The following is an 18,708-nucleotide window of genomic DNA, read 5'->3' as shown; positions in this document are numbered from 1 at the left end:
GCTTATTCCTGTCGGTAGCTTTCGGCGATTGCCGCCGGCCCGAGCCTTGTCAGGCAAGCGGCGGCGGTTTCGCCCTGAAATCGTGCGCTGCGGACCATCGCCGCGACGCGACTGACGCCGCGTGCGGCGTCATAGCCCGGCCTGTAGCCCGCAGGAAGGGCCTTTGCCGTCGCGTTCACGACAAGTCCGGCTCCGTTTTCGCCGCCGACGATTGTTAGCGCGGCAGAGCCGGGGTGAGCGCAGCCCTTGGCGCAGCCGGAAATGTGCAGTGTGAAGTCGAGGATATCAGCGTTTTCGGCGGCGATTGTCTCGGCAATATCGCGCGTGGCGATGCGGCCGGAGGCACACGCAGGGGTGCCGGGGCAGGCGGCGATGCGGGTGCGCGGGTCGGCGGCGATGGTGACGAAGCCGAGCGCGGTGGCGGTGGCTTGCAGGAGGTGGTTTGCGGACGATGGTTGGCCGAGGAACAGCAAGGCGCGGCCGGGGGCGAGGCGGATTTCGGCGACGCCGAGGGACAGGGCGCTTTGGGCGAGGGCGATGAGTTTTTCGGCCGGCATGCTGCCATAGGGGAGGGCTATGCCGAGAGCGGTGGTGTCGTTGGATAAGGGGAAAAGACCGATAGGCCGGCGATCCTGCACACCCCCCTCCGTCCTGCCGGACATCTCCCCCGCTTGGGGGGAGATTGCGTCTTCGTGGGCGATTTCGCCAATTTTCAGCGTGGAAAGTGGAGAGCCGCCGGCGACCCTGCTGATCTCCCCCCTTGAGGGGGAGATGTCCGGCAGGACAGAGGGGGGCGCGAAGGAATGCCAGCTTGCAAGAGAGGCCAATTGCCTCTCCGACAAATCCCGAGAATGTGCGTCACGCCCCTTCTCGGCAACCATCCTCAGCACAGCAACCGCAATATCGCGCGCTGCATCCTCATCGGCCGTCGCAAGCGGCCTCGCGCTTTGACCGTCGCCGGCAACAGACAAAGCCCACATAACGTTGCCGCCCACCCGCACCGCCTTCAGCCTGACATCGGCCGTCACCCCATCCATCGTCAGCTGCCCGCCACCATCGACAACCACCGACACCTTCGGTCCGAGCCTTGGCGTCAGCCCAGCTTCCTCGACCGCAGCCCTGATCCGCTCAGCCAAAGCTCGCGGATCGGCAATCTCCCGCGGATCGATGCCGGCCAGCGGCCCGGTCTCGACCGGCACGCCGGTACGCACTGCAATCCCCAGTGCATCGACCTCCGCCGCCAACAGCACCGCACTCTCCGCTGTCAGCCCGCGTATCTGCAGGCTGCCGCGCGCGGTCACTTCCATGATGCCGTTGCCGTGGCGCAAGGCGGATTCGCAGAGTCCGATCAGCGACTTGGGGGAAAGCCCTCCAGCAACCGGGTTGAGCCGCACCAGCAGGCCATCGCCGGTCTGCATCGGCGCTGACAGAGCCGGGCAGGCGCCGCGGCGCGAGAAGGCGTTCATGCCGCAACCCCGAGCGCCTCGGCCTCGGCGATCAGCGCCGCGAGATCGTCGTCGACCGAGTTGCGCAAGGGATGCCAGAGACCGCGCCGGCGCGCCGACAGGAAGCGCTCGGCGATGACTTTGGCAGCGGCCGGATTTTCACGCAGGATGAAGGCGCGGACATCGGGATCGCCGACATAGGCGTCATGCACGGCCTCGATCAACGCGCCCGAAATGGCGTGCGTGGTTTCGGCAAAGCCGATGAGGCGGTCGACGGTTTCGGCAAACTCGGAAGCGCCGCGCGGACCATGCCGCATCTGGCCGGCTATAAAGCGCGCATTAACGGCGCGGGCGCGCACCACGCGCGACACAGCCTCGCCGACCGAGCGCGGCTTGGGCTTCTGCGGATCCGTGGTGTCGAGCACGATGACATCGGCATTTCGGCCGAGCGTCGCAAGGGCGGCCGAAAAGCCGCCGATGAAGGCGACGTCGGCGGAGCCCTCGAGAATGTCGCGGCCGGGATCGTCGCCGGTGTGGACCAGCAGATCGGCCTCGGCGATGCGGGTCTCGAAAGCGCCGGGGCAGGCAATGCCTTCGCCCTCGGCGCCGCCATAGGCATGCGATGTCGCATCGAGATAGGCGCGGCCGATTTCTTCGCGCGCGGCCCAGTCGCCACTCGACAACAGGTCCTCGACGCCGGCGCCATAGGTGCCGGGCGAGGTGCCGAAGATGCGCGGGCCGATCTTGCCATCGGCACGGGTTCTGGCGGCGAGCGGGTTTTCCGAATCGTCCTCGTCGCGCGCGGCAACGGCGTTGGCGGCGGCGTCGATCAGCGCGATCTGGGTCGGGAACATGTCGCGGAACAGACCCGAAATCCGCCAGGTGACATCGACGCGCGGGCGACCGAGCGTGGCCGGCGGCAGCACTTCGATGCCGGTGATGCGGCCGGTGCCCGAATCCCATTGCGGCCGGCAGCCCATCAGCGCCAGGCCTTGCGCGATCTCCTCGCCGCCGGTGCGCAGCGAGGCCGAGCCCCAGAGGTCGATGACCAGCGAGCGCGGCCAGTCGCCATGCGACTGCATATAGCCGCGCACGACTTCTTCTGCCGCCGCCTTTCCCAGATCGTAGGCGGTCGGCGTCGGCATGGTGCGCGGGTCGGAGGTGAACAGGTTGCGGCCGGTGGGCAGCACGTCGGAGCGGCCACGCGCCGGTGCGCCCGCCGGACCCGCCTTGATGTGACGGCCGTCGAGCGCGGCAAGAAGTGCTGCTTTCTCGGCCTCCGCGCTTTGCACGCGCATGGCGTCGGGCTCGTCGTCGGGAGCGCGGCCATAGATGTGCAGGCCGTCCTTGATGGCGAAATCCTTGAGGTCGCAGAGCCAGGCGTCGATGCGGCGCAGCGCCTCGTCGGGCGCGTCGGTTTTGGCGACGCCGGCTTCGGAGGCGAGGCCGGTCTTTTGCGCGGTGTCGACGATCAGCTTGGCCAGACGATCGCGCCGGCGGCGGTCGAGGCCGTCGGCCTGGGCGTATTCGTCGACGAGGCGCTCGAGCTTGTGCTGCTCTTCATCAAGGCCAGCAGCTGCCAGTGGTGGCGGCAGATGGCCAAGCGTGACGGCTGCTATGCGCCGCTTGGCTTGCGCCGCCTCGCCGGGATTGGAGACGATGAAGGGATAGATGACGGGCAGCGAGCCGGTGGCGATCTCGGGGAAGCAGTTTTGTGAGAGCGCAACCGTCTTGCCGGGCAGCCATTCCAGCGTGCCATGGGCGCCGACATGGATGAGAGCATGGATGCGGAGCGATTTGCGCAGCCACAGGCCGAAGGCCAGCAGATCGTGGCGCGGCGGCAGCGTCGGGTCGTGGTAATCGGCGCGCCGGTCGGCCGAGCGGCCACGGTCGGGGGCGAGAGCGACAGTGATGTTGCCGAAGGTGGCGGCGCGGAAGGGGAAGCCGCTCTTACCCTCCCCCTTGTGGGGAGGGTGGCCCGCAGGGCCGGGTGGGGTCCTCCGCGAAGNGGGGGGGTGGTGCACCGCTACCCCCACCCCGTTTCGCGCCATCCGCTTCGCGAATGTCGCGAACCGACCCTCCCCACAAGGGGGAGGGTGAAGGAGCGCCCCATGCCGCCTCGACTGCAGCCAGTGCCTCAGCCGGCAAATCCTTTGAGAAGTCCAGATACTCATCCAGCCCCAGCCCACCATCGCTCCGCTCCAACGCGTCCAGCAGCGCACGCGGCGTTTGCGGAATCCCGTCAACGCGATAGCCCTGCTCCTTCAGGTCATGCAGCATGGCCAGCACGCTGGACGGCACATCCAGGCCCACGGCATAGCCAGTGCGGCCGGGCGCACTCGGATAATCCGGAATGAGGATCGCCAACTTACGCGTCGCGCGGGGCGTCTGCTGCAACCGTGTGAACGCCGCTAGCCTGTCCGCCACTTGCGCCACGCGATCCGGTTCCGGGCGGTTGGCGAAGGCGCGGTGGCCGAGCGCCGGGTCGGTCTCGCTCTCGCCCTTGAAGGAAATCGCGCCGGCGAGGATGCGGCCGTCGAGTTCGGGCAGCACGACATGCATGGCGAGGTCGGCGGGCGCCAGGCCGCGCTGGTTGTTGTCCCAGACGTCGCGGCGGGTGGTGGCGACGATGACCTGGAAGACAGGCACGCCGGCGCGGTCGAAGAGCGTTTCGACGCCGGGTTCGGCGCCGGAAGCGAAGGCGGTTGCGGTGATGATGGCGGTGGGCTTGAGCGTGGCCAGCGCGGTTCCGACGAAGGCCAGGGAGGTCGGGTCTTTGAGGCTGGAGACGAAGATCGGGACCGGTCTCATGCCGCGCTGGCGGAGTGCATCAAAGAGGGCATCGATTGGCGCGACATCGGCGGCCAGCAGCATCGAGCGGTAGAAGAGGATGGGGATGATGGGAGAGTTGATGTTGTCTGCGCCGAGTTCCCGCCCACCCCCCTCTGTCCTGCCGGACATCTCCCCCGCAAGGGGGGAGATTGTGCTCTCATCGACGCTTTCGCCAATCGGGGATGTTGCAGAGGAATCTATTATCGGCTGGGCAGAAAAAGTGCCGAGGTCCGCGCCGGCTGATCTCCCCCCTTGCGGGGGAGATGTCCGGCAGGACAGAGGGGGGTGTGAAGGAACGCCGACATCGGCAAAATCCAACTTGCCTACGACGCCGCGGCCAGGCTCGTAGTAACCAGCTTTCGGCACGCTGACCGGCTCAGCCGCCGCCGCATCCTGCCCAGCCAACCCCGCCAGCCGCTGCATCAGTGCTGCCATATTCTCCGGTCCGCCCTCGCGGAAATAACCAAGCAGGACGTCCAGATCCTCGCGCGGCAGCGTCGAGGCTTCGATCAGCCTGAGATCCTCGTCGTAGATCGGAAGAGCACACGTCTGNCCAGCCGCATCGACGGCAGGCGGGCGGCATCGGCCTTCCACGCCGCCGCGAGGCCGGCGAGGTCGCTGTCGGTGAAGGACAGCGCCACGATATCCGCCGGCGTCTGCCCGAGATCGACGGGCTCGGCGAGATCGTCGAGCGAGGCGGATGTGGTGGTGAGTATATGCATTTCGGCTCGTGGTTTGGATCAGCCGGCGAGTATACGCTCGATCGCCGGGCGGTTCAGTCCTTTCAGGCCAATGACGACAAGACGCGAGCGGCGGTCGTCCTCAGCCGCCCAGGCGCGGTCATAGTAATGATTGACGCGCGGGCCGACGGCCTGCAGCAAAAGCCGCATCGGCTTGCCGCCGACATCGACGAAGCCTTTTACACGCAACACGTTTTCCTGTTCGGCGGCGGTGGCGACGCGCTTGGCCAGGTCGTCGGGATTGGCGATCGAGGGGATGTCGACGATGAAGGTGTCGAAATCGTCATGCTCATGATCGAAAGCGCCGTCGTGATGCGACTTGCGGTTCTCGATGTCGTCTTCGACGGCGAGATCGAGGCCAAGCAGCACCGACGGGTCGACCTTGCCATGCGCAGTCGGCACGATTTTTACCGCGCGGGCGGAATGTTCATTGATGATGGCGTTGGCGCGGGCCGAACCGGGGGCGTCCATCAGATCGCTCTTCGACAGGATGATCAAATCGGCGCAGGCGATCTGGTCCTCGAACACTTCTTCGACAGGATCGTCATGGTCGAGCGTCTCGTCCTGAGCGCGCTGTGCCTGCAAAGCGTCCATGTCGTTGGCGACGCGGCCTTCGGCCAGCGCCGGGCCGTCTACCACGGCGATGACACCGTCGACGGTTACCCGGCTCTTCACGCTCGGCCACTGGAACGCCTGGACCAGCGGCTTGGGCAGAGCCAGGCCCGAGGTCTCGATCAGGATGTGGTCAACCTTCGGTGTCAGCGCGAGGATCTTGTCGAGGGCGGGCACGAAATCGTCGGCGACTGTACAGCAGATGCAGCCATTGGCCAGTTCGACGATGTTTTCCTCGGGGCAGGTGTCGATGCCGCAGCCTTTCAGGATTTCCCCGTCGATGCCGATGTCGCCGAACTCGTTGACGATGATGGCGATGCGCTTGCCGCCGGCATTTTCCAGGAGATGGCGGACCAGCGTCGTCTTGCCGGCGCCGAGGAAGCCTGTAACGACAGTGCAGGGAACACGGGAGAGGTTGGCGGCCGGGTTTGAAGCGTTCATCGTCAGTCCTTCAGCATGTCGAGGGGTGGGATGCGGGCAACGAGGCCGCGCTTGAGGCTATCGGGCCGGCCGCGCCACGGGATGAGGCCGTCGGCCGAAGTCGCGAAGAGCTTTGCGCCGGTAACGAGGTCGGCGCCGCTGGTTGCGGTCAGATCGCCGAAGACATAGCTCCAGCAGCCATCGCGCAGGATCGCGGCGCTGAGGCGGCGCTTGCAATTGCCGAGACATTCGGCGGTGCGGACCCGGATATCGCCGGCAGCGGCGCGGCCTGTGTCCTCAGCCAGCAATTCGCCGGCGCGCGGATGGGCGTCGGAACCGGTCTCATCGCGGCAGGAGGCGCAGACGATGACGGTCACGCCGGTCAGGGCGTCGTTGTCGCCGGACGCAATGTCCGTTGTGCCAGCCGAAAAACTGCTGTTCTGGTCCAAAAACCGTGCTCCTTGCCCGGAAACCCGCCAGGCGATCGGATACTTTGTCTCAGACGGCAGGTCTCCTGGCTCGCGAGTCATTGCCTTGGTTAGCCGCCTTCCCGGTGTTACCCAGTGGCTTTCGGCCTTGGCTCTTCGCTTACAGTTGCGGGGACAGCCGCGGATTTGGGATTTTTTCGTCCCGCACCGCATTCCCTCTTGGCCCTTGCCGTTGCGGGCAGGGGACCGTCTGGAGCGGATTTAGGCTTTTGCAGGCAGCGGTGTCAACGCACGGCTACGACATGGCGATGTCGGCAGGGGCTGTCATGTCCCGGCTTCCGGCAGTGCCAGGATGACCTGTCGGATAGCTTGATAGCCATCGCTATAGTCCCAGTCATGACCGACAGCCAGATTCTGTCCCTCATGCCAAACCGCGTTGTCCAGAAGGACTTCGGCACTAATCAGCGTGCCCTTCAAGCCTGCCAGAAAGGTCCGGACAAAATGGCTTCCGGGGGGTACCGAAGCTGTGAACAGCTTTTCCAGCTTGGCATAGAATGCTGGATAGCCTGGTGTCAGCGAGCATAGCTCGGTTGTGGCCTGGGAAATGACCGGGCCGCTATAGATTTTCCAGCGGGCATCTTTTCGCCAGATCTTCCAACTGGCGCTGCTTCGCTGCCAAAGCTCTATTTCGGCCTGCATGTTCTCGCAGACGTGATCGGCCAGTCCCTCAATGGCCACATGGAAAACACCACGGAGAAACTTTTCAAACGCCTGGTTCAGTTCCTGTTCGCGCGTGTCGCCGAAGCCAGCAAAGGATTCAATGACCGGCTGAACATCAAGCAGCGGAGAAAAAATGTAGATTTCCAGGACCAGCCGGTCAGAACTCGTCTCGAACACCTCAGCCTCAAACCGAAGCTGCTTCGATTGGAGCATGACGTCCCTATCTCTGCGGACTGCATCTATTCCATGCGCAATGAGGGCGCCATGGATCATGTCGAGCACTTTGTCCGATGCCATTGCACAACCTACGAGGCTTATTGAGGCGTCTATGACAGACGCTGCAAGGGTTGGCCATCTCTCTCGCTAGCCAATGCCGGCCCCAGATTGCCGGCCGGCGTCACTTCGATGCGCTCAAGGCCAAGCCAGCCCTGCATCTCCTTTAGTTCCTCGAAAAGCTGTGCGGTGGTCTCAGGCGGTGCGCCTGCTTCGGCATAGGCGGCGTGGACGCGTAAGACACTCGCAGGCCGGTCGGCCTTGAGGTCGACGCGGGCGACGATCTTGTCGCCGAGCAAGAAAGGCAGCACGTAATAGCCATATTGCCGCTTGTCGGCCGGGGTGTAGATCTCGATGCGGTAGCGGAANTTCCCTACACGACGCTCTTCCGATCTTAGAGGTAAGCCGGCTTGTCCCAACCTTCGACGTTTACCGGCAGCAACTCGCCCATCTCGACCAGTTCCTCCAACCGGCCCTTCATGTCGGCCGGCGACAAGCGGAAATAATCGCGCAGGTCACCCGACGTCGCGATGCCGTGGGCGCGGGCAGAAATGCGCAGCAATTCGCGGTGCGCGTCCTCGGCGGCCGGCACCGGCAGATCGAGGATCGCCTGCGGCAGCACGCGCTCGGGCAGGTCATAGAAGCGTTCGAAGCCACGGCGGTGCGCCGTGGTGATGCGTCCGGCCCAGAAGAGCCATTCGAAGGCGTGCTTGGCGTGGCTCCAGCCCCACCAGCCGCCCGAACCTTTCTGGCCTTCCAGTGCCGAAGCGGCAATCGGGCCGCGCTCGGCGACCGCGCGGTAGATCTCTTCGATATAGGCGGCGTGCTCGCGGCCCCATTTGGCGAGGCCGAGATACATTTCGTCGCCTTGCTCGGCCCGCTGCATGCGCCAGCGCATCAGCGGGTAGGTCTCGACCGGCAGGAACGAGGCCTCATGCGCCCAGTATTCGAACACCGTGCGTTTGCGGGTGATGGCCGCATTGTCGAGCAAAGCCAGCGGGTAGGGGCCAAGCCGCGAATAGAGCGGCATATAGTGGGCGCGCACCACCGCGCTGACGGAATCGATCTGCAGCAAGCCGGTGCGCGACAGCACGCGGGCGAGGTGGCGGCGATCGGGCGTGCCGACCGGGCGGGGATCGAGAAATCCTTGCGCGGCGAGCGCGATGCGCCTGGCCGCGGGGAGTGAGATTTTGTCCTTCGTCAAAGTGTCTTGCCTCGAACCATTTTCCCGACTTTAGCCGGCGATTCCGGTCATGCTAGCAGGCAAATGGCGGGAGATGTGTCAGGAGACAAAAGTGGAGTGAAAGATGAAGGAAATCAAACAGGAGGAGATCGGACCAGTTTTTCCCGGCCTGCCGTCCAGCACTGTCTTTTGAACAAGGTTTGACTTGCTTCGCTGAAAGCCGTGCGCTAACCCTCGCCGCGTTGCAGCAAAGGCACCTAACACGGTTCAGCGTTTAAACTGTCGCGCTTCCGCATTAGGGTTGGTTGCTGTAATCAAAGTGGATTGGCCGCCAACGGAAAGCCGAGCATGAACGTACTCCTCAGTTCATACCTGCCCATCGTCCTCTTCATCGCCGTGGCTGCGGTTGTAGGCCTGGCGCTTATCATCGCGCCGTTCCTGGTGGCTTATCGCAATCCCGATCCGGAGAAGCTTTCCGCCTACGAGTGCGGGTTCAACTCGTTCGACGATGCCCGGATGAAATTCGACATCCGCTTCTACCTGGTGTCGATCCTGTTCATCATCTTCGATCTGGAAGTGGCCTTCCTGTTTCCGTGGGCGGTGTCGTTCTCGAAGATCGGCATGCTCGGTTTCTGGTCGATGATGGTGTTTTTGGCGGTGCTGACCATCGGCTTTGCCTATGAGTGGAAAAAAGGAGCGCTGGAATGGGATTGAACGACAGTTCCGGAACGCTCGTCGCGCCGAAGCCCAAAGGCCTGATCGACCCCAATACGGGACGTCCGGTCGGTTCCGACGATCCGTTCTTCCTCGAGATCAACAATGAACTGGCCGACAAGGGTTTTCTGGTCACCTCGACCGAGGCGCTGATCACCTGGGCACGCAGCGGCTCGCTGATGTTCATGACCTTCGGTCTCGCCTGCTGCGCCGTCGAGATGATCCACACCTCGATGCCGCGCTATGATTCTGAAAGGTTTGGCGTGGCTCCTCGCGCGTCGCCGCGCCAGTCCGACATCATGATCGTGGCGGGAACGCTGACCAACAAGATGGCCCCGGCTTTGCGCAAGGTCTACGACCAGATGCCGGAGCCGCGCTACGTCATCTCGATGGGTTCCTGCGCCAATGGCGGCGGCTATTATCACTATTCCTATTCGGTGGTGCGCGGCTGCGACCGCATCGTGCCGGTCGACATCTATGTGCCCGGCTGCCCGCCAAGCGCCGAAGCGCTGCTCTACGGCATTCTTCTCCTGCAGAAGAAGATCCGCCGCACCGGCACGATCGAACGGTAGACCCATGGCCGCATCCCTGAGCGAACTGTCGACCTATCTCGGCGAAAAGCTGCCGGGCCGCGTCACCGATGCGGTGCTTGCCTATGGCGAACTGACGATCTCGGTTGCTACAGACAATCTGATCGAGGTGACAAGCTTCCTGCGTGACGATTCGGGCTGCCAGTTCATTTCGATCATCGATATCTGCGGCGCCGACTACCCGTCGCGCGTCAAGCGTTTCGATGTCGTCTATCATCTGCTGTCGCCGAAGCAGAATTTGCGCATCCGCATCAAGGTGCAGGCCGACGAAGAGACGCTGGTGCCGTCGCTCACCGCTGTCTATCCCGGCGCCGACTGGTATGAGCGCGAAGCCTACGATCTCTATGGCGTGCTGTTCTCCGGCCATCCGGACCTGCGCCGCATCCTCACGGATTACGGTTTCGAGGGCCATCCCCTGCGCAAGGACTTCCCGCTGACCGGTTTCGTCGAGGTGCGCTACGACGACGAAGCCAAGCGCGTGATCTACGAGCCGGTGGAATTGAAGCAGGAATTCAGGAACTTCGATTTTCTCTCGCCATGGGAAGGGACGGACTACGTCCTGCCGGGCGATGAGAAGGCGAAACAGTGAGTAGGAAGTAGTGAGTAGTCAGTAGCAAAAGATTTGGAGCAACGGATCGAATCTTATCGCGACTTGAAGGTGTGGCAATCGGCGATGACGCTTGCTGAGGATTGCTACCGTTTCACCAAAGAGTTTCCGAGGGATGAGATTTACGGCATGACCTCTCAGATGCGCCGATCGGCGGTTTCGGTCGCAGCGAACGTCGCGGAGGGATACGGTCGGGAGAACAGAGGGTCGTTCGTTCAATTTTTGCGCATGGCGCAAGGCTCGTTGAAGGAACTGGAGACACACATACTGCTGGCATGTCGGGTTGGCCTGCTGCGAAAAGACAATGAGATTGAGCTGCTGCTGCGATGCGAAGAGATTGGAAAAATGATGAGATCTCTTATCCGAACGGTGCAGGCCAAGCAGGCGGAATGAAGCAGGCATTGAGATTGATGATCACTACTCACTACTCACTACTGACTCTTCGCCAGAGGCGCCAGAATGGCTGAAACCTCCGTCCGCAACTTCAACATCAACTTCGGACCGCAGCACCCTGCGGCGCACGGTGTTTTGCGTCTTGTGCTGGAGCTTGACGGCGAGGTGGTCGACCGCGTCGATCCGCATATCGGCTTGCTGCATCGCGGCACCGAAAAGCTGATCGAGCACAAAACCTATCTGCAGGCAGTGCCCTATCTCGACCGGCTCGACTATTGCGCACCGATGAACCAGGAGCATGCCTTCGCGCTCGCCACCGAGCGGTTGCTCGGCATCGAAGTGCCGAAGCGCGGCCAGTTGATCCGCGTGCTCTATTCCGAGCTCAGCCGCATCATGTCGCACATCCTCAATGTGACGACGCAGGCGCTGGATATCGGCGCGCTGACGCCGCCGCTGTGGGGTTTCGTCGAACGCGAAAAGCTGATGGTGTTTTATGAGCGCGCTTCCGGTTCGCGCATGCATGCGGCCTATTTCCGTCCCGGCGGCGTGCACCAGGATCTGCCGGCGAAGCTGGTCGAGGACATCGGCAAGTGGATCGACCCGTTCCTGAAGTCGCTTGACGACCTCGACAGGCTGCTTACCGGCAACCGCATCTTCAAGCAACGCAATGTCGATATCGGTATCGTGTCGCTTGCCGACGCCTGGGCCTGGGGCTTTTCCGGCGTCATGGTGCGCGGCTCGGGTGCGGCCTGGGATTTGCGCAAGTCGCAGCCTTATGAATGCTATTCCGAGATGGATTTCGACATCCCGATCGGCAAGAACGGCGACTGCTACGACCGTTATCTCGTGCGCATGGAAGAGATGCGCCAGTCGGCGAAAATCATGCGCCAGTGCGTCGACCTTCTGCTCGGCAAGGAGAGCACCGGGCCGGTGTCGAACCTCGACGGCAAGGTGGTGCCGCCGAAGCGCCAGGCGATGAAGCGCTCGATGGAAGCGCTGATCCATCATTTCAAGCTCTACACCGAGGGCTATCGCGTGCCGGCCGGCGAGGTCTATGCTGCCGTCGAGGCGCCGAAGGGCGAGTTCGGTGTCTATCTCGTCTCCGACGGCACCAACAAGCCCTATCGCTGCAAGCTGCGCGCGCCCGGCTTCGCGCATCTGCAAGCCATGGATTTCCTCTGCCGCGGCCACATGCTGGCCGACGTCACTGCCGTCCTGGGTTCCCTCGATATCGTCTTCGGGGAGGTTGATCGGTGATGGCGGCAGCCAATCCTACAGTGCGCTCTCAGGTCGGTGTTCGAGGGAATGCCGACGCTGCCCTACCGCGGTGGCGCGAATTGGCAAAAGCCATGCTGCCGGTCGAGTTCGCAGAGGCTTCTTACAACTCGACTCAGCACTGTTCGATCTATGACTTCTTTTTTACCCTGCTACCCAAGACGCGCCTTGCCCACCGCGACAATGACGTCGACAAGCTGGGTAGAATGCACGGGTTCGCCCAATGGGCTGCCGTTCACCCGAACAAACAGATTTGGAATGCGGCTGGTGTCGCTTTTTACGAGCACTTGTTCGACGATGACATCGACGCTGATGCGGTCATGGCATGGATCTCGCCTCAAGTAAGGCAAACTGTTCTGGGGCTGTGGCAATACATGTTGCCCGCAGAGCGATTTGCGAGTGTTGCTCGATCTGCCGAACGCATTCCGTTTTCTCATCAGAAAGAATGTGAAACCGCAATAGCTCTCGTAGCAGAGCAGGGGCCCGATCGCTAAATGTCAGTCCGCCGTCTCGCAGAAGCAAGCGTCCAGCCAGCCTCCTTCGCCTTCAACCGGGCGAATGCGGCGGTTGCGAAGCAATGGATCAAGAAATATCCGAAGGGCCGCGAGCAGTCGGCGATCATTCCCTTGCTGATGATTGCGCAGGAGCAGGAAGGCTGGGTCACCAAGGCGGCGATCGAGACGATTTCGGACATGCTCGGCATGCCGCGCATTCGCGGCCTCGAAGTCGCGACCTTCTACACGCAGTACCAGCTCAATCCGGTCGGCACGCGCGCACATATCCAGGTCTGCGGCACCACGCCCTGCATGCTGCGCGGCTCGGAAGCGCTGATGGATGTGTGCCGCTCGAAAATCCATCACGACCAATTCCACACCAACGACAAGGGCACACTGTCGTGGGAGGAAGTCGAATGCCTCGGCGCCTGCGTCAACGCGCCGATGGTGATGGTCTTCAAGGATACGTTCGAGGATCTCACCCCCGAGCGGCTGGCCGAAATCATCGATCTTTACGATGCGGGCAAGGGCGCCTCGGTTCCCACGGGACCGCAAAACGGCAGAACCGGCTCGGAGCCGGCGCCTGGCCTGACGACGCTGAAGAGCGAAAAGGCGATCCTCAAAGCAACGCGCGACAAGGAAGCCAGGGCGGCGAGCAAGGCTGCCCACGCGGCGCCCGACGCAATCATTGCGGCGCCTGTTCCGGCTCCTGCCGCTCCTGCAGCGGCCGCCCCGGTCGCGCCATCCAACGCCGGCAAACCGAAAACCGATGCGCCGGAAACCAGCTCGGCGTTGAAGTCGCCCTCCAGGGCCAAGGTTGCACCGGCGGCGGAAAAAGCGGCGAGCGTCCCGGCGCCCCTGCATTCGGCCGCCAACGCCAACACCGCGGCGCCTGAAGTCGAGAAGGTCGCCAAGCAGCGTAATGGCCCGAAGACCACCTCCACGCCGGCAGCTGCCTTCATCGCTCCGGAATTCAAGGCGCCAGCGGCCAACGCCCCGGTGGCCCCGACCGTCAAGGCGCCGACAGCCAGACCCGCAAAGCCGTCGCTCGAGGACAAGAACCGTCCGGCCGGAATCGACAGGCCGGCTGCGGTCGACGATCTCAAGCTGATCTCGGGCATTGGCCCGAAGATCGAGGGCATCCTTCATTCGCTTGGCATCTTCACCTTCACACAGGTCGCATCCTGGAATAAGGCCGAGCGCGACTGGGTGGATGGATATCTCGCTTTCCAGGGCCGCATCGAGCGCGACGACTGGGGCAAGCAGGCCAAGGCGCTCGCCAAGGGCGGCGTCGCCGAATACATCCGCGTCTTCGGCAAGGAGCCACGTTGATGGCTGAAGCGCAAAGCACCGGATCTTTGCTGTCGCTGCGCAGCATTGTCATCGGCGTTGTCTGCATCGCTGCTGCCAACATCCTTCTGGAGGGGCTTCGGCGCCTCGTCGAATTGCCGTTTTCGGATACCCTGGAATCGATGGCCGCGACCGGCATAGGCGTGCTGGTGTGGGTCTCGATCGTCTTGCGGGGAAAGAGGTAAGTCATGCTGGCTGACAAAGACCGCATCTTCAACAACATCTACGGGCTCTTCGACAAGTCACTGGCCGGCGCGATGGCGCGCGGCGCCTGGGACAACACGCCCGGCATCATCGCCAAGGGGCGAGAGTGGATCGTCAATGAGATGAAGGCGTCCGGCCTGCGCGGCCGTGGCGGCGCCGGCTTCCCGACCGGGCTGAAATGGTCGTTCATGCCCAAGCAGAGCGATGGAAGGCCGAGTTATCTCGTTGTCAACGCCGACGAGTCCGAGCCCGGCACGTGCAAGGACCGCGATATCCTGCGCAACGATCCGCACACCCTGGTCGAGGGCTCGTTCATCGCCGGCTTCGCCATGGGCGCGGTCGCCGCCTACATCTATGTGCGCGGCGAGTTCATCCGTGAGCGCGAGGCGCTGCAGCGCGCCATCGACGAGGCCTACGAGGCCAGGCTGATCGGCAAGAACAACACGTCCGGATACGATTTCGACATCTACATGCATCACGGCGCCGGCGCCTATATATGTGGCGAGGAAACAGCACTTCTCGAAAGCCTCGAAGGCAAGAAGGGCCAGCCCCGGCTGAAGCCGCCATTCCCAGCCAATGTCGGCTTGTACGGTTGTCCGACTACCGTGAACAATGTCGAGTCAATCGCGGTCGCGCCGACCATTTTGCGCCGTGGCGCCGCCTGGTTCTCGTCCTTTGGCCGGCCCAACAATGTCGGCACCAAGCTGTTTTGCATCTCGGGTCACGTCAACAATCCGTGCACCGTCGAAGAGGCGATGTCGATCCCGTTCCGCGAGCTGATCGAAACCCATTGCGGCGGCATTCGCGGCGGCTGGGACAATCTCCTGGCGGTCATTCCGGGCGGCGCTTCGGTGCCGCTGGTGCCGGCCGAGCAGATCATCGATGCGCCGATGGATTTCGATGCTTTGCGCGACCTGAAATCCGGCCTTGGCACGGCGGCTGTCATCGTCATGGACAAATCGACCGATATCGTGAAGGCGATCGCCAGGCTTTCCTATTTCTACAAGCATGAGAGCTGCGGCCAGTGCACGCCATGCCGCGAAGGCACCGGCTGGATGTGGCGGGTGATGGAGCGGCTGGTGCGCGGCGAGGCGCAGAAGCGCGAGATCGACATGCTGCTCGACGTCACCAAACAGGTGGAGGGTCATACGATCTGCGCGCTGGGCGATGCCGCGGCATGGCCGATCCAGGGCCTGATGCGGCATTTCCGCGGCGAGGTGGAGCGGCGCATCGACGAGTTTTCGCGCAACGCGCACCGGGCCGAACCGGTGATGGTGGCTGCTGAGTAGATTGAAATCGGGCGCAAGCCCCGGACGGAAATATAGGGGCGGGGCTGACGAAGAAACGACCAGGAGATGTCTATGGCGCCTTATTCGAACCCTTTGATGCCCAATTTGGACCAGCTTGAGAAGATGAACCAGGATTTGACAAGGATGATGCCGAAGGAGATGGCCAGCGCCGTCAACCTTCTCGCGCATCCTGTCGCGGGTGCCGCCGCCATGTCGGCGCTGGGCTTCGGCCTTGCCAACCATGCCTTTGGCGTGTGGCTAGGCGCCTTGTCGGGTGCTGCCGAGGCATCGCAGCGGATTTTCCAGCCGATCATCGACGATTTCGAGCAGCGCACCCAAGAGTTCTCCGAGACCGCGCCGGCCACCAAGGCGCGCGCGGCGACCAGAACCCTGATCGCCGAGGCGCAGAGTTTTGCCCAGGATGTGACCGATATTGCCGCTCGCACCGTCGATGCCGAGCCGGAGAAGACCGATGCCGTCGCCGAAGGCGCGACGATCGGATTGATGCCGGAGGATTTCAGACAGCCCAAGGCCGTGGCTCGTCCGGCCAAGCCGTCGGATCTCAAGGCGATCACCGGCGTTGGACCGAAGCTGGAAAAAGTGCTGAACGGCCTCGGCATCTGGACCTTTGCCCAGATCGCGGCGTGGACGCCGGAAGAGATCGCCTGGGTCGAGGACTACCTGTCGCTCACCGGCCGAATCGGCCGCGACGAGTGGACCCGCCAGGCCGCGGCGCTGACGCTGGCCGCCAAGGCGAAGAAGTAGGGGTGGCAGGCATGGAGATCCACGACAGGAGCGATGTTCTCGATGTGCGCAATGCCATCGTCAGCAACTCCAGATTTGACGATGTGAACTTGTCGAACACGCAGTTTCACAACGTCGACCTGTCGGCGGCCGTTGTGGACGACGCGAACCTCTCGGACGCGTTTTTCAGCAATGTGAATATGAGCAATTTGAAGATAGAAAACGCTGAAGTCGCCGGCATGATGATCAATGGCATCAGGCTGAGCGATCTGTTTCAGGCATATGAGACGGCGCAGACCGCCAGGGGCAATTGATGGCAAAGCTCAAGGTCGACGGGAAAGAGATCACTGTACCCGACCACTACACGCTGCTGCAGGCGGCCGAGGACGCCGGCGCGGAAGTGCCGCGCTTCTGCTTCCATGAGCGGCTGTCGATTGCCGGCAATTGCCGCATGTGCCTGATCGAGGTGAAGGGCGGGCCGCCGAAGCCGCAGGCCTCCTGCGCCATGAATGTGCGCGACCTCCGTCCGGGACCCAATGGAGAGGCGCCTGAAATCTTCACCAACACGCCGATGGTCAAGAAGGCCCGCGAAGGCGTGATGGAATTCCTGCTGATCAACCATCCGCTGGATTGCCCGATCTGCGACCAGGGCGGCGAATGCGACCTGCAGGACCAGGCGATGGCCTTCGGCGTCGATTCCTCGCGCTATCACGAGAACAAGCGCGCGGTCGAAGACAAATATATCGGCCCATTGGTCAAGACGGTTATGAACCGCTGCATCCACTGCACGCGCTGCGTCCGCTTCACCACGGAAGTTGCAGGCATTTCCGAGCTCGGCCTGATCGGCCGCGGCGAGGATGCCGAGATCACCACCTATCTCGAAAGCGCCATGACCTCGGAGCTGCAGGGCAATGTCATCGACCTCTGCCCGGTCGGCGCGCTGACCTCCAAGCCTTTCGCCTTTCAGGCACGGCCGTGGGAGCTGACCAAGACAGAATCCATCGACGTCATGGACGCCGTCGGCTCGGCAATCCGCGTCGACAGCCGCGGCCGCGAGGTGATGCGCATCCTGCCGCGCGTCAATGAAGCGGTGAACGAGGAGTGGATTTCCGACAAGACCCGCTTCATCTGGGACGGATTGCGCACGCAGCGCCTCGACCGCCCCTATGTCCGCAAGGACGGAAAGTTGGCGCCGGCCAGCTGGGCCGAAGCGTTCGTTGCGATCAGGGATGCGGTGTCGAATGCGGCGCCCGAGAAAATCGGCGCGATTGCGGGCGATCTTGCCGCCGTCGAGGAAATCTACGCACTGAAGCAGCTTATGGCTGCGTTGGGCTCAAGGAACACCGATTGCCGCCAGGACGGCGCCGCACTCGATCCGGCGCTCGGCCGCGCCAGCTACATCTTCAACCCGACCATCGAGGGCATCGAGCAGGCCGACGCGGTGCTGATCATCGGCGCCAATCCGCGCTTCGAGGCCTCGGTGCTCAATGCCCGCATCCGCAAGCGCTGGCGGATCGGCAATCTGCCGGTCGGCGTCATCGGCGAGGTCGGCGACACGCGTTACGACTACGAACAGCTCGGCGCCGGTCCGGAGTCCTTGAAAGATCTGGCCGACGGCAATGGCAAGTTCTTCCAGGTGCTGAAGAAGGCGACGCATCCTCTGATCATCGTCGGCCAGGGCGCGCTGTCGCGTGCCGACGGCGCGGCGGTGCTCGGCCAGGCGGCGAAACTCGCCACGGCCGTCAACGCTGCGCGCGCCGACTGGAACGGCTTTGCCGTGCTGCACACTGCGGCCGCGCGCGTCGGCGGTCTCGATGTCGGCTTCGTGCCTGGCAAGGGCGGCAAGAACGTTGCCGGCATGCTGGGGGAGAGCGAGGTTCTGTTCCTGCTCGGCGCCGACGAGGTCGACATGTCCAAGACCGGCGGCGCCTTCGTCGTCTATGTCGGCACGCATGGCGACGCCGGTGCGCACCGCGCCAATGTCATCCTGCCGGGAGCCGCCTACACCGAAAAGTCCGGCACCTATGTCAACACCGAGGGACGCGTGCAGCAGACCAACCGCGCGGGCTTCGCGCCGGGCGACGCGCGCGAAGACTGGGCGATCCTGAGGGCATTGTCCGATGTGCTGGGCAAGAAACTACCCTTCGATTCGCTGCAGCAGTTGCGCGCCAAACTTTATGGCGAATACCCGCATCTCGCCCGCATCGATCATGTCGAAGCCGGCAATGCCGATGACGTCGCCAAGGTGGCGAAGCTCGGCGGGCGGCTGAACAAGGGCACTTTCACCTCGCCGGTCACGGATTTCTATCTGACCAACCCGATCGCGCGGGCCTCCGCCGTCATGGCGGAATGCTCGGCGCTGGCGAAAAACGGCTTCAGGCAGGCGGCAGAGTAG

The 18,708-nt window shown here is 63.3% G+C and carries 16 protein-coding genes, 1 pseudogene and 1 riboswitch; of the genes and pseudogenes, 12 read left to right on the top strand and 5 right to left on the bottom strand.

Annotation, left to right across the window (positions count from 1 at the left end; all coding sequences use genetic code 11):
• Positions 1–2: 2 nt before the first annotated feature.
• The 5 genes and pseudogenes from cobG to X771_RS137465 form a co-directional block, all read right to left on the bottom strand.
• Positions 3–1,466 carry a precorrin-3B synthase gene (cobG, locus tag X771_RS137450; RefSeq protein WP_023690309.1) on the bottom strand — a complete coding sequence of 488 codons (1,464 nt, stop codon included), beginning with the start codon at positions 1,464–1,466 and terminating at the stop codon, positions 3–5.
• Positions 1,466–4,999 (bottom strand): annotated as a pseudogene (locus X771_RS1000000168940) (cobaltochelatase subunit CobN); the annotation flags it as partial. The gene cobG and the pseudogene X771_RS1000000168940, both read right to left, overlap by 1 nt.
• Positions 5,000–5,017: 18 nt before the next feature.
• Positions 5,018–6,070, bottom strand: coding sequence for a cobalamin biosynthesis protein CobW (cobW, locus tag X771_RS137455; protein ID WP_023690308.1), 1,053 nt, complete (start codon positions 6,068–6,070; stop codon positions 5,018–5,020).
• A gap of 2 nt (positions 6,071–6,072) precedes the next feature.
• On the bottom strand, positions 6,073–6,498 hold the full coding sequence (locus X771_RS137460) for a DUF1636 family protein (protein WP_023685191.1): 426 nt from the start codon (positions 6,496–6,498) through the stop codon (positions 6,073–6,075).
• A 37-nt stretch (positions 6,499–6,535) separates the two neighbouring features.
• Positions 6,536–6,743, bottom strand: a riboswitch (cobalamin riboswitch).
• 58 nt (positions 6,744–6,801) lie between these two features.
• A complete protein-coding gene (locus X771_RS137465; protein WP_023690307.1) occupies positions 6,802–7,494 on the bottom strand; it encodes a DUF6348 family protein in 693 nt (230 codons plus the stop codon).
• A gap of 1,507 nt (positions 7,495–9,001) precedes the next feature.
• Here X771_RS137465 and X771_RS137470 point away from each other — a divergent pair.
• The 12 genes from X771_RS137470 (at position 9,002) to nuoG (ending at position 18,708) form a co-directional block, all read left to right on the top strand.
• On the top strand, positions 9,002–9,367 hold the full coding sequence (locus tag X771_RS137470) for an NADH-quinone oxidoreductase subunit A (RefSeq protein ID WP_023670825.1): 366 nt from the start codon (positions 9,002–9,004) through the stop codon (positions 9,365–9,367).
• Complete coding sequence (locus X771_RS137475; protein ID WP_023670824.1) at positions 9,358–9,939, top strand: NADH-quinone oxidoreductase subunit B; 582 nt, start codon at positions 9,358–9,360, stop codon at positions 9,937–9,939. Before X771_RS137470 ends, X771_RS137475 begins: the two co-directional genes overlap by 10 nt.
• A gap of 4 nt (positions 9,940–9,943) precedes the next feature.
• Positions 9,944–10,546 carry an NADH-quinone oxidoreductase subunit C gene (locus X771_RS137480; RefSeq protein WP_023670823.1) on the top strand — a complete coding sequence of 201 codons (603 nt, stop codon included), beginning with the start codon at positions 9,944–9,946 and terminating at the stop codon, positions 10,544–10,546.
• 33 nt (positions 10,547–10,579) lie between these two features.
• Positions 10,580–10,957, top strand: a complete 378-nt coding sequence (locus X771_RS137485) for a four helix bundle protein (RefSeq protein WP_031193090.1) — start codon at positions 10,580–10,582, stop codon at positions 10,955–10,957.
• 66 nt (positions 10,958–11,023) lie between these two features.
• Positions 11,024–12,214: an NADH-quinone oxidoreductase subunit D gene (locus X771_RS137490; protein WP_023685196.1), complete on the top strand. Its 1,191-nt coding sequence runs from the start codon at positions 11,024–11,026 to the stop codon at positions 12,212–12,214.
• Positions 12,214–12,726 (top strand): hypothetical protein, encoded by a 513-nt coding sequence (locus tag X771_RS1000000166040; RefSeq protein ID WP_023700376.1) that lies wholly within the window; start codon positions 12,214–12,216, stop codon positions 12,724–12,726. The genes X771_RS137490 and X771_RS1000000166040 overlap by 1 nt, the downstream gene beginning before the upstream one ends.
• Positions 12,727–14,058, top strand: a complete 1,332-nt coding sequence (locus X771_RS137495) for an NADH-quinone oxidoreductase subunit E (RefSeq protein WP_023670821.1) — start codon at positions 12,727–12,729, stop codon at positions 14,056–14,058.
• Positions 14,058–14,261, top strand: a complete 204-nt coding sequence (locus tag X771_RS137500; RefSeq protein WP_023670820.1) for a hypothetical protein — start codon at positions 14,058–14,060, stop codon at positions 14,259–14,261. Before X771_RS137495 ends, X771_RS137500 begins: the two co-directional genes overlap by 1 nt.
• 3 nt (positions 14,262–14,264) lie before the next feature.
• Positions 14,265–15,569, top strand: a complete 1,305-nt coding sequence (nuoF, locus tag X771_RS137505) for an NADH-quinone oxidoreductase subunit NuoF (RefSeq protein ID WP_023670819.1) — start codon at positions 14,265–14,267, stop codon at positions 15,567–15,569.
• 72 nt (positions 15,570–15,641) lie between these two features.
• The gene (locus X771_RS137510; RefSeq protein WP_023690305.1) at positions 15,642–16,334 is read left to right on the top strand and encodes an NADH-ubiquinone dehydrogenase subunit; all 693 of its coding nucleotides are present in this window, start codon (positions 15,642–15,644) and stop codon (positions 16,332–16,334) included.
• An 11-nt stretch (positions 16,335–16,345) separates the two neighbouring features.
• On the top strand, positions 16,346–16,627 hold the full coding sequence (locus X771_RS137515; protein WP_023690304.1) for a pentapeptide repeat-containing protein: 282 nt from the start codon (positions 16,346–16,348) through the stop codon (positions 16,625–16,627).
• Positions 16,627–18,708, top strand: coding sequence for an NADH-quinone oxidoreductase subunit NuoG (gene nuoG / locus X771_RS137520; protein WP_023690303.1), 2,082 nt, complete (start codon positions 16,627–16,629; stop codon positions 18,706–18,708). Before X771_RS137515 ends, nuoG begins: the two co-directional genes overlap by 1 nt.

This window comes from Mesorhizobium sp. LSJC269B00, assembly GCF_000502815.1.
Classification (GTDB): domain Bacteria; phylum Pseudomonadota; class Alphaproteobacteria; order Rhizobiales; family Rhizobiaceae; genus Mesorhizobium.
This window is presented reverse-complemented; position numbering and strand designations above follow the sequence as displayed.

Excerpts from the sequence above, each read along its gene's own strand:
- X771_RS137515 (WP_023690304.1), top strand. The coding sequence starts at position 16,346 with ATGGAGATCCACGACAGGAGCGATGTTCTCGATGTGCGCAATGCCATC.
- cobG (WP_023690309.1), bottom strand. The coding sequence starts at position 1,466 with ATGAACGCCTTCTCGCGCCGCGGCGCCTGCCCGGCTCTGTCAGCGCCG.
- X771_RS137480 (WP_023670823.1), top strand. The coding sequence starts at position 9,944 with ATGGCCGCATCCCTGAGCGAACTGTCGACCTATCTCGGCGAAAAGCTG.
- nuoF (WP_023670819.1), top strand. The coding sequence starts at position 14,265 with ATGCTGGCTGACAAAGACCGCATCTTCAACAACATCTACGGGCTCTTC.
- X771_RS137495 (WP_023670821.1), top strand. The coding sequence starts at position 12,727 with ATGTCAGTCCGCCGTCTCGCAGAAGCAAGCGTCCAGCCAGCCTCCTTC.
- X771_RS137465 (WP_023690307.1), bottom strand. The coding sequence starts at position 7,494 with ATGGCATCGGACAAAGTGCTCGACATGATCCATGGCGCCCTCATTGCG.
- X771_RS137500 (WP_023670820.1), top strand. The coding sequence starts at position 14,058 with ATGGCTGAAGCGCAAAGCACCGGATCTTTGCTGTCGCTGCGCAGCATT.
- X771_RS137490 (WP_023685196.1), top strand. The coding sequence starts at position 11,024 with ATGGCTGAAACCTCCGTCCGCAACTTCAACATCAACTTCGGACCGCAG.
- cobW (WP_023690308.1), bottom strand. The coding sequence starts at position 6,070 with ATGAACGCTTCAAACCCGGCCGCCAACCTCTCCCGTGTTCCCTGCACT.
- X771_RS137475 (WP_023670824.1), top strand. The coding sequence starts at position 9,358 with ATGGGATTGAACGACAGTTCCGGAACGCTCGTCGCGCCGAAGCCCAAA.
- nuoG (WP_023690303.1), top strand. The coding sequence starts at position 16,627 with ATGGCAAAGCTCAAGGTCGACGGGAAAGAGATCACTGTACCCGACCAC.
- X771_RS137470 (WP_023670825.1), top strand. The coding sequence starts at position 9,002 with ATGAACGTACTCCTCAGTTCATACCTGCCCATCGTCCTCTTCATCGCC.
- X771_RS137510 (WP_023690305.1), top strand. The coding sequence starts at position 15,642 with ATGGCGCCTTATTCGAACCCTTTGATGCCCAATTTGGACCAGCTTGAG.
- X771_RS1000000166040 (WP_023700376.1), top strand. The coding sequence starts at position 12,214 with ATGGCGGCAGCCAATCCTACAGTGCGCTCTCAGGTCGGTGTTCGAGGG.